This is a genomic window from Hymenobacter sp. BT188, assembly GCF_014333585.1.
Taxonomy (GTDB): Bacteria; Bacteroidota; Bacteroidia; order Cytophagales; family Hymenobacteraceae; genus Hymenobacter.
Genome location: NZ_JACSCW010000002.1, coordinates 816,639 through 831,658, shown reverse-complemented (window position 1 = coordinate 831,658; position 15,020 = coordinate 816,639). Strand labels below are relative to the sequence as shown.

Annotated in this window: 11 protein-coding genes; 1 reads left to right on the top strand and 10 read right to left on the bottom strand. The window is 51.7% G+C overall.

Annotated features, from left to right (window positions below):
* Positions 1–13 precede the first annotated feature (13 nt).
* On the top strand, positions 14–2,113 hold the full coding sequence (locus H8B13_RS07605) for a beta-N-acetylhexosaminidase (RefSeq protein ID WP_187310184.1): 2,100 nt from the start codon (positions 14–16) through the stop codon (positions 2,111–2,113).
* 6 nt (positions 2,114–2,119) lie between these two features.
* Here H8B13_RS07605 and H8B13_RS07600 read toward each other — a convergent pair whose 3' ends face one another.
* The 10 genes from H8B13_RS07600 to H8B13_RS07555 form a co-directional block, all read right to left on the bottom strand.
* On the bottom strand, positions 2,120–5,671 hold the full coding sequence (locus H8B13_RS07600) for a hypothetical protein (protein ID WP_187310183.1): 3,552 nt from the start codon (positions 5,669–5,671) through the stop codon (positions 2,120–2,122).
* A gap of 127 nt (positions 5,672–5,798) precedes the next feature.
* The gene (locus H8B13_RS07595) at positions 5,799–9,524 is read right to left on the bottom strand and encodes a sensor histidine kinase (protein ID WP_187310182.1); all 3,726 of its coding nucleotides are present in this window, start codon (positions 9,522–9,524) and stop codon (positions 5,799–5,801) included.
* 128 nt (positions 9,525–9,652) lie between these two features.
* Positions 9,653–9,904, bottom strand: coding sequence for a hypothetical protein (locus H8B13_RS07590; protein ID WP_187310181.1), 252 nt, complete (start codon positions 9,902–9,904; stop codon positions 9,653–9,655).
* Between the two features lie 40 nt (positions 9,905–9,944).
* Complete coding sequence (locus H8B13_RS07585; RefSeq protein ID WP_187310180.1) at positions 9,945–10,502, bottom strand: DUF420 domain-containing protein; 558 nt, start codon at positions 10,500–10,502, stop codon at positions 9,945–9,947.
* Positions 10,474–11,109 carry an SCO family protein gene (locus tag H8B13_RS07580; RefSeq protein ID WP_187310179.1) on the bottom strand — a complete coding sequence of 212 codons (636 nt, stop codon included), beginning with the start codon at positions 11,107–11,109 and terminating at the stop codon, positions 10,474–10,476. Before H8B13_RS07580 ends, H8B13_RS07585 begins: the two co-directional genes overlap by 29 nt.
* Positions 11,110–11,154: 45 nt before the next feature.
* Complete coding sequence (locus H8B13_RS07575) at positions 11,155–11,496, bottom strand: cytochrome C oxidase subunit IV family protein (RefSeq protein WP_187310178.1); 342 nt, start codon at positions 11,494–11,496, stop codon at positions 11,155–11,157.
* Between the two features lie 74 nt (positions 11,497–11,570).
* Positions 11,571–12,344 carry a cytochrome c oxidase subunit 3 gene (locus H8B13_RS07570; protein ID WP_187310177.1) on the bottom strand — a complete coding sequence of 258 codons (774 nt, stop codon included), beginning with the start codon at positions 12,342–12,344 and terminating at the stop codon, positions 11,571–11,573.
* 21 nt (positions 12,345–12,365) lie between these two features.
* A complete protein-coding gene (locus tag H8B13_RS07565; RefSeq protein WP_187310176.1) occupies positions 12,366–12,953 on the bottom strand; it encodes a heme-copper oxidase subunit III in 588 nt (195 codons plus the stop codon).
* A gap of 12 nt (positions 12,954–12,965) precedes the next feature.
* Positions 12,966–13,817, bottom strand: a complete 852-nt coding sequence (cyoE, locus tag H8B13_RS07560; protein ID WP_187310175.1) for a heme o synthase — start codon at positions 13,815–13,817, stop codon at positions 12,966–12,968.
* 52 nt (positions 13,818–13,869) lie between these two features.
* On the bottom strand, positions 13,870–14,946 hold the full coding sequence (locus H8B13_RS07555; RefSeq protein ID WP_222841359.1) for a COX15/CtaA family protein: 1,077 nt from the start codon (positions 14,944–14,946) through the stop codon (positions 13,870–13,872).
* Between the last annotated feature and the right edge of the window lie 74 nt (positions 14,947–15,020).

The following is a 15,020-nucleotide window of genomic DNA, read 5'->3' as shown; positions in this document are numbered from 1 at the left end:
TGCTCCTGTCCATATGCTCCGTTCTTTCGCCTATATTCCTTTCCTGTTTACCTGTTTCCTACTGCTTCTCGGCCATAACAGCTACGCCCAGCCTGCGACGGAAACGCGCAACTTATTGCCGGTGCCAGCTCAGGTAAAATGGGGAGCAAGCCGTTTTGCGCTGAAAAATACTTGGCGCATACAGCTTAATGCTCCGGCCACTTCTGACTCTGCTGTGCGAGCCGCTGCTCAGCGCCTTGGCACCTGGCTAGTTCAGCAAACCGATGGAAAGCGCTTAACTCCTGAGTTTACTACTTCCGGCGCCGCCGATCTTACCATTCGTTACGGTAAGGTAGGTCGTATGGAGGCTGGCGACGAGGAGCGCTATAGTCTGTGTGTAACTCCGGCGGGCATTGCACTGGATGCGCCTACGAGCTTAGGAGCCTTGCGGGGGCTGGAAACGCTTCGGCAACTGCTGACCAAGGACAAAAAGAACTTCTATTTCGCTGAAGTATACATCACCGATCAGCCCCGGTTTGGTTGGCGGGGCCTTCTCATTGATGCGGCTCGACACTTTATGCCGGTAGCCGTGATCAAGCGCAACCTGGATGGTATGGCGGCGGTGAAGCTGAACGTGATGCACTGGCATCTATCAGATGATCAAGGCTTTAGGGTGGAGAGCAAAACATTACCCCGCCTTCACGAAGTAGGAAGCGAAGGGCAGTACTATACCCAGGCGCAAGTGCGAGAGGTAATACGCTACGCTGCCGCCCGCGGCATTCGGGTTATCCCGGAGTTCGATATGCCCGGCCATGCTACCAGCTGGCTAGCTGCATATCCCGTGCTGGCCAGCAACGACTCAACCTATGGCGTGGCCCAACGCTGGGGAGTACTCAACATTGCCATGGACCCAAGCCGGGAAACGACCTATCAGATGCTCGACACCTTAGTTGGCGAAATGACGGCGCTATTTCCGGACCCCTACTTTCATATTGGCGGCGATGAGAATGACGGTCGGCAGTGGAAGCGCAATCCGCGCATCGTGGAGTTTATGAAGCAGAAAGGCTTTATGACCGCAAAGGGGCAGCCCGACAAACACGCTTTGCAAACCTATTTTAATCGGCGCATTCTGGAATCGGTAACGGCGCGGAATAAGAAGATGGTGGGTTGGGACGAGATTCTTGGTCCAGGTTTGCCCCCCAGTGCCGTTATTCAGAGCTGGCGCGGCCGTAAGGGCCTTTACGAAGCTGCAAAAGCTGGTCACGCCACTATTTTATCAAATGGCTATTACATCGACCTAAACTACAGTGCTGCTTCGCATTACCTCAACGATCCGCTGCCCGCCGACGCGCCACTTACGGCCGTTGAAAAGCAGCGCATCCTGGGCGGTGAGGCTACGATGTGGGCCGAGTTTACCGATTCGGTCATTGTCGACAGTCGCATTTGGCCACGCGCGGCCGCTATCGCTGAACGGCTTTGGTCGCCGGCTACTGTGAAGGATGTACCGGATATGTACCGGCGCCTGGGGGGCATTTCTACTCTGCTCGAAACGCTGGGCCTCCAGCATAAGCGTGCGCCGGAGAAACTCCTGACTCAGCTGGCCGCGGGTCGGGAGGTGGCTCCGCTACGCACATTTGCCAGCGTGCTGGAGCCGGTGAAAGAATACAAGCGCCATTTCCAGGGCATGAAATACACAACCCAGACGCCCTTAAACCGGCTAGTCGATGCCGCGCCCGCGGAGTCGGACGCGGCCCGCGAGTTCGGTATAGCAGTCGATAATCTGTTGCGGCTGCGCCAAAATGCCCCCCAGACTGGTTCTGCTCTCCATGCTGAAGCCAAGGTGGCCGCCGTACCCGTCGCGACGTCGTTGCGCCAATGGCAATTGAATGACGCCCTTGTGCGCCCGATGCTACTGGCTCAGCCTAGCTTGCAGGAATACGCACCGTTGTCAGCGCAGCTAAGCAGTATTTCAGCGCTGGCGCTGGAGCGGCTACGGCAAATGGAGAAAGGCGAAACGCCTTCAACTGCCTGGCAAGCCGCAGCGCTCAAGCAACTCGACGCTGCCAAAGCACCGGCCGGACAGGCAGAACTGGCGGTAGTGGCAAGCGTACGAAAGTTGATCGAGAGCAAATAACCCCCACTAAAACAGCACCGATACCTGCATCCGACCCGTATGGACGGCGCTCAGGCCATTGGGCTTACGGCCATCATAGGCTAACGTCACGTTCAGACCGTTGCTCAGCCGTTGCTCCACGTTCAAATTCCATGTCACGTTGTTGCCGGGGCGCAGTGCATTCAGGATTTCCAGAGCTACTACCGAAGCTTGATTACCTTCAAAATCGATGCGCACGTACCGCGTGGCCGCCGTAAGGGTGCGCTTACTCACCTGACTCAGACGGGTTTCTACTCCTAGTTCGTCGAACACGCCGCGGGTATTCTCATCGGGCCCGGCAAAGGTGTTGCGTTTGTTGGAATGCATATAGGTACCGGTAAAGCGCAGGGCCGGGCTTGGCTGGTAGCTCAGCTCGGGAGCAACTTCGTATAGGAGCACCCGAAAGTTGCGGGCTTCGAGGTAGTTTGAAGTGTTTTCCCGAATACTGCGGGTGGTGATAAGACGGCCTGTGAATGACTGCGCCAGCGTCCGCCGCAACAACACCGACTGGCTGGCCAGATTGCGAATGTCAGTGCCTTGGGTGAGCAGCGCCTTTTGCTGGGTTTGCTGCACCGTGAACTCAGCCCCAAAAATGGGATTGGAACGATTGAAATACAGCGTATTACGCAGCATTTTATTGAGCGAAAGCAAAAACTGATCTTCGGTCTGAAAGGCAAATGGATTGAGACGGGAGCTCAGGTCACGCTCGGTAGTGCGCCGGTCCAGTGATACAGTGCTGATGCTAGTAAACCGGGCAGCAAAACCACGAATGCCTGGCTGATCGCGCCATTGCCGGGGCAAACTGCTGGTGAGGCGGTAGCTGAAGCGGTTGGTGAAGGCGATGATATAGTCATCGGTGGGCAAAAACACCTTGATATGCGTGCGATACTGCGCGTCGGGCGTTTGGGCCTCAAAAAACTCCTCCTTGTCCTGCCGATTGTTGGCGTTGGCATCGCCCGCGTAAAAGTGGGTTCCCTGCCCGTTGGGCACGGGCAGGAAAGAGTAGTCACGTCGCAGCTCGCGGCCTGTAGCCACGCTGTAGCTTAGCTCCGAGCGCAGCAGATTATTGAAGAAAGAAGCGTTCCAGTCGAGCTTACCCAGTACAGTGCGTTGGCGAGCACTGTCGCGGGCGGCCAGGTCGCGGTAGGTAAGCAGCACGGATAAGTCCTGGTTTTTGCCCAAGCGACTCGCAAACATTCCTTGCCAGGTTTGGGCCCGGCCGCGCGTGCGCAGCTCGTCATTAAGTGGCGCTTGGTCGCGGCGGTAGGTGTAGTCGAGGCGAAAGCGCGTGGTCGCGCTGTCGCGGCTTTGCACAAACACGGAGTGCTCATCGAAATAGTTAGCCGACGTGAGCGCAGTGCCATCAGGCAACGACACCCGGTTTTTGTCGAAACGATACGCGTAGCCCGGCACAATTTCCCCCCGCACGAAACGCGCCGTGGCCTCGCCCCTTGCCCAGTTGGACTGGCGCGCCCCCGCCTGCGAGTTCAATACAAAAAGCCCCCCACGCAGCTCCACGTCGCCAATTTGTTGGGCCGCATCCACCCAGTGCTGCACGCCACTCACCTCGCCGGCCCGGTAGCGCCGACTCAGACGATAGGAAAAAGCGTTCTTCTCATTTTTGACTAAGCCAGCCGAGAAGTTAAAAATATTATCCTCGCGGGCGGGTCGGAAAGCGGCATTGCCCTGCACCGTGCTGGCAGTGCTCCAGTTGCGGTCAAACTCAATATCGCGGTAGCGGTCGATGGGGGCAAACTGCCGACTGCTATATTCATAGTCCAGCGTAGAACGTAGCTTGTATTGCTTCATAAAGGGCAGATTCACCGGTTTATCAAGCACTGCGTAGCCCACCCGAAAAGCGCGGCCTTGATCTGACTGAGGCGAAAATCGATTCAAATCCAGCTCTGAGGAGGCCAGATCCATGAACACGGTAGAGGTCGAATCAAGACGATAGCTGGCCCCGGCCGTCACGAGCTGCTTTTGCAGGGGCGTGGGCAAGCGGCGCTCGGCCCGGTAGTTTCCCCTCCCCGCTCCTACGTATTGAAATACGCGGCCATTGGCGTTGATATTCTCCGCGCTGGTGCTCAGAATATAATCTCCTTCATTCTGAGTCACGCTCGTAAAGCGCACATTATACACGCCGCGCGTGGAGTCGGTGCTGTACACAAATATGGGCACGGGCTCTTCGCCGGGCCGCGTCAGCACTTCGCGGCGGTACTGCACCTGGCGACGGTCGTAGGCAACTGAATCGGCGCCGGGTGTGGTTGCCAGGCTCACGTTGTCGCCGATATTGCGCAGCAGCTCACGGTCGCTTTCGTTCAGAATCAGGTTGGGTGAGTTGTCTGGATTGTCAGACTCGCGGTAATAATTCAGGTGCACACTCAGCTTTCCCAACTCCTGATAATGGCTCAGATCAAACAGGGAGCGGGCATAGTTGAAATCTGAATACTCGAAATCGACCCGAATGCGGGAATTACGAGTGATCAGGTGCTGGGGCGAAAACGTAATTTCGGCTTGGTTGTAGTCAATGATATAATCGAAATCGAAGCCTCGCGTCATCAGTCGACCATCGAGGTACACCCGCTCTGAATTAGCCAGAACCACGATAAACTGCTCGCCATTTGTGCCGCGCAGCCGGTACGGGCCCTGAACATTTTCCAGAGGGGGCAATTCGATGGAAGCAAATTTTCCCTTGGCTACGCCGGCCGCGGCGGTGGTCACGCTACGCTTGCCGACGCCTTGCGTTAATTTTGCTTCTATGGCGGCTCCTTGCACGTTTTTGTAGAAGCGCAGAAAATAATCGGGGCGGTTGCGCAACACCACGTCACCGGCCGTCAGGCTCCAGCGCGGATGCGTGAGCGTAATATAAAGTCGGTCAAACTCCTGCAATTGCTGGGTATTGCCTTCGGGCTGAAATGGCACATTCTGGTCGGAAATAGCAGCCGTGAGGTTGATCTGATCGGTAAGCTTGCCCTCCAACTGTAGGTTCAGAGCCGAGTTCACAAATACGTTCTGCGTGTTGCCGAAGGAAATGCCCCGCGCCAGACTACCCGTTTTGTTGATGCCCGGCGTGGCCAGAATCTGCTCTTTCACTGCAAAATCATTGTAGCCGAAAGACCGGGGGGCAAAATTGACGCTATCAATAAGCGTACGCGGGCGCCGAGCTACCGGCGCCGCCAGCCGTAGTGGCAGCACCCGATAACAAACTAGCACTGAATCGGGACCAGTAGGCTGAAACACAATATCCGGCTGGCCGGGGTCGGGGGCCGGAAATCGTCGGGACGGCCGGATAATACGGTACTGATCCGTGTTTGGGTTGTAGCCGACGGAGCGCCCATTAGCCGTTACCGACGCCGGAACAATCGTTAGGGTATCGGGCAACGAAAAGTTGGTGGTGTCGCGGTTGGGTAGCAGGCGCACCCAATGGCAGCGCCGCGTAGTAGGCGGCCCAATTTGCTGAGCCGCTACTACCTGAGCCAACAGTAAAAACGTGAGTAGCAGGCTGAAACGCGGAAGACTTTGCGTAATGCTGCTACTCATGCTAGGTATGTTACAAGCGGGGGGCTTTTTTTCAGCCCCACAACGTGCGAAGCCGCCAGATTCGTGCCGCTATGCTAGAATCAGGGATAACGCGCGGACAAAAGAAGTGGAGGGCCACTACCAATTTTTATTCCGGTGCCAATGGCAGCTCAATACAGAACCGCGTACCCACATTTTCCTCCGTTTCAAACCATATTTGCCCCCCAGCGCTTTCGATTCCTCGCCGGGCAACAGCTAAGCCAATTCCCGACCCGGACGTCTTGGTGGTGAAATTGGGCACGAACACCTTCGCCTGCACCTCCTCGGGAATACCGGCCCCGTTGTCGGCTATGCAAATCACGATGCGGTCGGTACCACGGAGTTCCAGACTGGCATTTATCTGCGGCTTGCGCCCCTCCGGCACCGATTGTAGCGCGTTGATCAGCAAGTTGTTAAAGGTACGCACCAACAGGTTTTCGTCGGCAAAAACAATATACCGGCCGTTCTTCGCGTCAGCTGGCACTTTCAATCGAATGCTGCCTTCGCCCACTCCGCCTTTGTGCAAACTCACGCAACGCCGCAAAATAGGCACTACATCCAAGCGCTCGGGGCGCATGGCTGGCAGGTTGGTGAAGGTAGAAAACGACGTAGCGATGTCGCTGAGCACATCGATTTGGGTGATGAGCGTTTGGGATATTTTACCTATCAGTTCCTCCGTATTCGGGCGGCGCTCCGCAATGGCTTTCTGCAAATACTGTAGGGAAAGCTTCATCGGCGTCAACGGGTTCTTGATTTCGTGGGCCACTTGGCGGGCCATTTCGCGCCACGCGGCTTCCTTTTCCTGAGTTGCCAGCTCCTGCTTACTTTCCTCCAGCTTCAGCAGCATGGCATTGTATTCCCGCACCAGCAGCCCAATCTCATCCGACGATTCGTAGGCCAGCATCTCGTTTTGCCCCGTAAGCGTAGTTTGCTTAAGCTTTTCCGTGATGATTTTGAGCGGGGCCGTCAGAATACGGGAAGCGACAAAAGCCAGCACCAAAAAGATAATGAACATCACCGTGAAGATGTTCAGGATAGTAGAAATCAACTCAATGAGCTTATTATCAAGCTCTTTCTCGGAATCGAAGAATGGAATACCGACGTAGCCAACGACCACGTCGGGGCGGCCGGGCCGCACCACTGCCCGCAGTGGCAGATACAGCGTATTGAAGGACAATGAACCGGCCGTTTCAGTGAGTAGCACTTGTGGTTGCCCTTTCTCTGCCAATTCGGCTACCGCACGCGGGTGCATTAAGGTGCTCAACAGCCCTGACTCAAAAATCAAGGGCTGACTGCTCACTTGCAGGGTGCCATCGGCGCCGTACAGGTTAAGATCCGTTTCGGTCAGATCCGACACGTTTTCCGCCAAATCAATCAGAGCGGCCCGGCCGGAGGAATCGGCCAGCAGCGCCCGATTTTTCAGCAGGTTTTCCTGTACCGTTTTGCCCCTGCGCTCATACGTACGCCGCAAATCTCGCTGGTACGACGACGTAACCTGGCTAGCCGTGGCGATACTCACAATGAGGAGCGGAACGAGAATACCGAAGTTGAGAAACAGCTGAATCTTGGTGCTGAACGTGGTACGAAAAACCTGAAAGTATTGCCCGCGCGCCAGCATGTAGCCTCCTATTACCAACAAGCTAAAGAAAGTATGCAGCAAGAAGAGGAAGGAGAAATTAGCTAGCCAGTCGTTGAAGGCATAAGTGGCCGTCGTTACGACTACCATGCGACGCTGTGCACCACGAACAGCCAGATGATGGAAGCCATCAACAGACAACCCCACGCTAAACAGGCGCGGATCCTGCCGTTGAGCTGAGGTAAGCTGATTTACGTAATCAAAGTCGCCTTCCTTATAAATTAGCCGTCCGTTTTCGTAGCCGGCATAACTTAAATCAGAGCCCAGGCCAGGCTGGAAAAACTTCTGATCGACCAACAGTTCAGGTACTACGCTATAGGCTGTCAGTTTTTTCAGCGAAAGCTCCAGCAGAACGGTGCTCGTACCGCCCGCAGAAGTAACAACCGGCACAAAAGCCACATAGCGCCGGGAGCTAAAGGAGTTGCTGTTGTGAATCAGATACAGGTCGGGATGGTCCGTGGACAAGGCCGTGCGCAGAAGGCGCCGCCGCAACTGAGGCAGATTCAGCGTTTCCTCGTTCCCATCCAACGAGCGCCCCGCTGGGTCGAAGAGCGTGACTACAATTTCATACTTATCGAAATAGTCACGGAGATAATACTTAATGATCTTCTGACGCACCACATCCTGGTTGGCAAATGGTCGCGCCAGCATGGTCTGGATCAATGGGTCGGCGGCCATCTGGCGGGAGCGCTCCGCTAACAGGTACTCGCCCTGCAAGTCATTATCGACCAGAAGATTGCTAGCAATACGCTGTTTATTAATAACCAGCTGACGATCAAAATGCTCATACAAAGCCAAAGCGCCTACTACCGAGCTCACCCCCAGCATCAGGAAGATAAACAGGTAGACCTGATAAGGCACCACCGACGCTACTTGGCGCAGACCCGTCAGCCGTACGATGAAGAAGAAGAGCAGGGTGAGCCCAAACAGTATTCCGTTGGTCAGGCCAAAGGCAAGCCCCAAAGGCAGTATTGTAAGCGTAGCGAGCCCTAACAAGATAATGCCTGCACTGCGTGTAGCTGGCCGAACTGCTGCTATGAACAACTGCGACAGCATGTAAAACCCAACCAGATAGCTGCCGGTATGCAGAATGATAGCCAGACACAACAACCCCTTGAATACCGATACATCGATACTTTGGGTCACATCGAGAACTAACTGAGAGTTATTGAAGCTATTGGAATAGAAACTAAACAGCAGTTGTAATAAGCCATAGAAGCTCAGTACTGCCGCAGTACCTATGATAAAAAGCAAGTAAAAACGACGGATTTGCCGCACCCGGCGCACTATTCCAAAGCGCCGAAACAATAACAGGGCATAATACGCCAGGGCCACAAACAGGAAGGCATTGATCAACAAGTCGCCCAGTGAGGGGGAAAGCCACGAAGCCGCATACAAGCGCGGATCGAACAAGGGCACTTCCACCAGTGAGAAGGGAAGCCCTAAAAATAGCAGAGCCGCTCGCATCGCCATGAGCGACAGTACGACGGAACCGACGCCGGCAAATACCCGACCGGTAGAGAACAACCCGATGGCCAAACGAAGGCAACCCGCCAGATACAACCCGAAACCCAATAGCAGGAACGCCACGGGCAGGTATTTACCCGTAACAGGGTCGGGAGCAGAGCTTTCTATCGAGAAGAGATAATCACCTTCTTCAGAAAACAGGCGTGGTAATCGGGGGTTATTATTGACTACTAAACGCACATTTGCCCCCCGGAACAGAGCTTGCTCAGCTCCCTCGCGCAGATAGCGGTTGCTGATGCCATACCGCTTTTCCAGGGGCACATACGTCAGAATAACGTGCCGCCCAACGGAGCGGCGCAACACCAGGTATTGCCCAAAACGCATATCTACCAGCTTCTCGCGGAAGTCTTGGCCTGCGTTAGCTACCTCCGGCCGGATAGTATGGTCCGACCAATACAATAGCTTCTCGCCCTCAAATACGAAGCAAGGGTAAGTCGTTAAACCAATAAGGGAGTTGAAATTGAGTGCTTGGCCCTGCAAGCGCTCAGCCACTTCGTCGGCTTCGCGTTCGGCGGTGCGCTGAGCTTCAATTACCAGGTTTTGCAGACGCGTCGTTTCGGCACGCAATAACACCTCCGGCACTTGGCCATATCGATTGCTCAGATAAGCCGCTACGAAGCAAAGCGTGGCAGCTAACAGCAAGACCAACGGAGAGGAACGGACTAGCTTCAAAGGCAATCAGGATGCTAAGGCACCACCAGAAATGAGAATAGGGTTTCAACAAAAATGCCGCCATTCGGCGGCATTTCCTATTCTATTAAAAGCCATGCTCTTTATCAACACTAGATAATCAGTGCTTCTTAGCCCTGTTTTTTAGCCTGGCTATGCCGATACCAAATAAATCCGACGACCCCCATCAGAACATAGGGCACCGTCATAAGCATCAATATTCCTTTATTTAAGCCGGAAGCATCGTACTCATCTTTATCGCCCCGCGCCGACTCAACCTGCGTTTTGCACATTGAGCATTGAGCTTGTGCCGAAATTGGAGCTATACAAAGTAATAAGCCCAACAGGAAGGTATACAAACCGGTAACAACTGCCTTTTTCATACTATTTCAACATATTTAATAAGACAAAGTTTCTTTATTGCTAGGTGTAATAAGGCGATATCATGAAGTACACGATAACGCCCGTGACCGATACATACAGCCAGACCGGAAAAGCCCAGCGAGCTATTTTGCGGTGTTTGACGAACTGCTCCGTCAAAGCAAAATAGAGTGTGAACAACACCAACCCTACTGTTACAACTGCTAAAGCAATGTGCGTAAGCAGAAGAAAGAAGTACACATATCGTATAGCACCGACTCCCCCAAACCGAGTAGAATCTACCTGAGAGTGGTACACCACATAAGAGAGCAAAAAAATACCCCCCAGCGTGAAAGCAGTAGCCATCATAGCTCGGTGACGAGCTACTTGTTTGTTTCTAATAAAGTAGAACCCTAGTAATAAGCACAATGCCGTTAGCGAGTTAAGCACGGCATTTAGGGCAGGTAAAAACTTTACTTCTGCGCCCGGAATACGGAAAGTATGGGGGAAATAATGGAGGACAGCAACTAGCAGAGGTACAACAGCCGCTAGAATACCCAGGATGATTTTATACTTGGTAAAATCGCCCGGCTTAAGTGCGGGGTTCGTCGTTGTGGTCATAGGTGTAAAGCAACACGGTAATTTCGGTGATCAGGCGATCAATCTCTCTTGCTTTCGTACCGTCATAAATGCCCCGTACCCGGTGGTTGCGATCTACTAAGAACAACTGTTGACTATGCTGTATTGTAGGCGCCTCTCCCGTAAGGGCAGGAAGTCGATACTCTTCCGTTAATAACCGGTTGAGTTGGTTTTTGTCACCAGTTAGAAAAAACCATTTGCCGGCAATAGCTCCGTATCGCTCGGCATAGCGCTCCAGCACAGCTACTGAATCCTGCGCTGGGTTCACGGTATAAGAAACCAACCGAACTCTTGGCTCAAGGCGAAATTTCTCCTGTACACGCGTAAGCTGGCTGTTCCGCTGTGCACAATCCTGAGAACAGGCTGTGTAAAAGAAACTGGTTACATAAAGACCGTCTTTCAGATCCTTTTGGCCTATAATCCTTCCCGTTTGAGACAGAAAGCTGTAATCCTGCAATTGGTGAAAAACAGTATCGCGCTGCCACTTACCATCGACCTGTGTTGAGTCAACACTGTTGGGTAGGTAAGTTGGCAGCGCGAAACGGTTTGTACCGAATGATTTAAGAAACAAAAAAGCCAGTACAGGCACCAAAAGAATAAGGCCCAGAAACAGTGTTTGTTTGGGCCTCATTACTTAATTAAGAGCGTTTTGGATCGACTCTCCCACATAAGAGCCTTCACTAACTAAAGCTACCAATAGCCAAATCAGGAGGCCCATTGGAATAAGAATAGTCCAAATCAGTCCTTTCGTTTCATGCTTTAAGTGCATGAATTCGGCCACAATAAAGAAAGCCTTGAAAATTGTGAGGATGATGAAGATTGTATTACGCAGAGTGCCCGGATCCATAAGGAACACGAACACGAACTCAAGTGCTGTAATACCTACAAGTACCCAAAATGTCTTCCATATCCAGCCCGTATTAGGCTTTGGAATTTCGCCTAGCTGTGGCGGCTGATTGTTGCTATGTTGAGCCATAACTTTTGAATTTAGATCTTAACTCAAACGATCAAATGCAGATCGTTTTTATTAGGGTTTTAGCTTCTAAGGTATTAAACGAGGTAGAAGAAGGTAAACACGAACACCCATACTAAGTCTACAAAGTGCCAGTACAAACCGATCTTCTCTACCATCTCATAATGGCCCCTTTTTTCGAAGGTACCATTAGTAGTAGCAATAAACGACCAGATTAGTAAGCAAATACCACTGAATACGTGGGTACCATGGAAGCCGGTGATGAAGAAGAAGAGATCAGCGAAAAGCACTGGACCGTACTGGTTTCTTTGCAGGTTAGCGCCGAAGAAACGCGTCCCATCTTCCATTACGGTACCTTCATCAGTTCCGGCAATAAAGTGAGACCACTCCCAAGCTTGGCAACTCAAAAAGGTGGCACCAAACAAAATAGTCCATAGCAACCACTTCTGAACATCGTTCTTATCCATACGATGGCCAGCCTCTACAGCTAACACCATTGTAACAGAGCTGAAAATGAGAATCATGGTCATTAGAGCCACGAATCCTAGAGGCAAATCTATGCCGTGGAGTCCAGGAAAAGCGTTAAAAACTTTATCCGGAATAGGCCAATAAGCTGTTGAGAACTCGAAAGCTTCGTTGGTGCCGGTGTAAGCCAAATGGCGATGACGCATCAAGCCATAGGTAGTTAGAAAGGCAGCAAACGTAAAGGCATCCGACAACAGGAAGAACCACATCATCAGCTTGCCATAGCTAGCCTTAAAAGGCTCATTGCCCCCATCCCAGGTGCCAGTGCGTGGCTGCTCTTGGGTAGATGGCGAGGATAGAGTCTGTGTCGTGGAGGTAGTGGCCATATAAAGCGGGTAAGGACGAAATCAGTGGTTCAAAAGTAGGAACAAATACAAGTACAACCAAAGCGCTCCTAAGAAGTGCCAGTAGATAGTTCCATTCGTTATGGCTAGCATTTGGCGAGAATGCACCTGATAGCGCAGACTCTTAACTACTACCAGTACGAGAAAAATAAGTCCAGTGATTAAGTGAAATCCGTGAAGCCCCGTGAGTACATACATAAAGGAGCCCGACGGATTAGAATCAGCCCCGCCAAAGTATACCCTGTTACTCACTAATTCGCTCCACACCTGCCACTGCCCAATCAGAAAAAGTATCCCTAAAGCCAGGGTAACAAGCATTCCGATTTTAACCTGTCGTAGATTGTCTTTGCGGGCAGAAAACCAAGCCCATTGCATAGTAGCAGAGCTAATGGCAATGATGATCGTGTTAAACAGTAACCCGGTAGGCAGATCGAACTCCAGCCAGTTACCCTCGTCTCGACGGACAATGTAGCCGCTGGTTAAGCCTGCAAACATCATCAGAATACTGATAATTAGCAGAATGAGAAGTAGCCGCAACGGATGCAAGCCAGTGCCGGTCTCTTTGTCGGTAAGCGTTTCAGAAGGATGCATACAGCAAAAGCTTTATATTTTGTCGAATACCAGCGCAATCTGAACGATTGGCAGGTACAGAAAAGACCCAAACATGATGTTCATCGCCGCTTTTTTGGAGCAGGTGCGCATCAGGTAAAAAGTCTGCATGAGAAATAATACTCCACACACAACCGCGATCATGGCTGATACCTTGCCGGCCATCCCAAACTGAAGTGGCAATAGGCTCAGTGGAATCAGCAGAAGCGTGTAGGTCATTATCTGGAAAGCGGTGCGCAAATCTTTGCCCCCCGGAGTAGGCAGCATCTTAAATCCCGCACGCTTGTAGTCCTCATCTAGAACCCAAGCTATGGCCCAAAAGTGCGGAAACTGCCACATAAACTGGATCCCAAATAGCACCCAGGCCTCTACTCCTAACACCCCTGTGGCGGCTACCCAACCTATAAGTGGTGGCATACCACCAGGAATGGCCCCCACAAAAACGCAGATTGGTGAAATGGTTTTTAGGGGCGTATAAATGAAACCGTATAGAATGAGCGACAGGAGAGAAAGGGCCGCAGTCAAAGGGTTAAAATAATAAGCCAATAGGCCTAAACCTGCCAATCCTAAGACTACTGCGAATACCCAAGCCTCTGGAATGCTGAGCACTCCCGTTGGTAAAGGCCGTTTAGCAGTGCGCTTCATGAGCTTGTCTAAATCCCGCTCATGGATCTGGTTAATTGTATTGGCCGAACCTGTTACGGCTAACCCACCGAGCATTACCAGCAAGGCCCGACTCCAGTCTAGTTCGTGTACCCCAAGAAGGTAACCGATAGCACTTGAGAAGGCAACAGTGATTGAAAGCCGGAATTTGAGTAGCTGAAAATAAGCTTTGAGTTTCGTCATCAAGGATGGGTACAAAACGCCCGCCTGAACTTTGTCAAACGGGGCCGCAAAGTTACGCAACAACATGCGGATAAGTGGGCTTTACTACTGATTTCGCCCTTCTATGATAAGCTACCAACAACAAGAATTGCCCCCCAAATAATAAAGTAGCTACCGTAAGGTGCACAGGCTGCACAGCGGCAGGTACCGCAAAATAAGCGAGGATAATACCAGCTAGAATCTCCAAACCCAAGAAGCCAAGCATTGCGCTAGTTAACTTGTGTAGCCGCTTGGATGGTAGCTGGTACAATTGATAAGCGACATAGATGTTAAGAATCAATAACACCAAAGAGAAAGTCCTATGTACCTTAAAAATGCCCCCCAGTTGCTCAACCCATTCTGAACGATTGCTATAATTCATTGATGATGCCACTAGGTCTACTTCTTCACGTACCTGTGTACCTAGTACAATTTGGCCGAACGTGAGCAAAACAACTACCCATAGCCCAACTGCTAAGGCAGGAGAGAACTGTATTGTTTCTGTACGCTCAGCGGATTGCTGAGAACGATCGACAGCATATAATAGCATAGCTACGATAACAAGTGCTAATCCCATATGGATAGTCACCATAATAGGCAGTAAGTTCGTGGAGACGACTAATGAACCCAACCATCCTTGCACCCCTACCAGAACAAAACTTCCGAAGGCAAGCCAAAAGACGGTTTTGTCGAGTCGCCAATAGGGCAATGCAAAAACCACTGTTAGGAAAACAAAGACTCCAATTAAAGCTCCTAATAACCTGTTCAGATACTCGATCCAAGTTTTGGTGACATTGAAGTCTGTTTCAATGTACTGCGTTGGGTGCGCGAAGATGTCGCCGGCTACTTGGGCAAATCCAAAACGCTCCAGCGTAGCAGCCAGCCGTTTGTTTTTGGCTACTCGTTGGGCTGTATAAATTTCTTTGTAATCAGAAGGGAGTTGACTTATATGAGTTGGTGGTATCCAAGTACCAAAGCACTTAGGCCAGTCAGGGCAACCCATTCCTGAACCAGTACTTCTCACCACTCCACCTACTAGAATTAGTAAGTAAACAGCAGCAACTGTCAGGATACCAATAAAGCGAAAGCGGCGCACGAAGGCAGGAATCATTATGCTCAAGGGTTGTCGAGTACGTTTGGATATATAACAATCATAACTGACTTTTTGCCCAAAAAAGAAGGGAA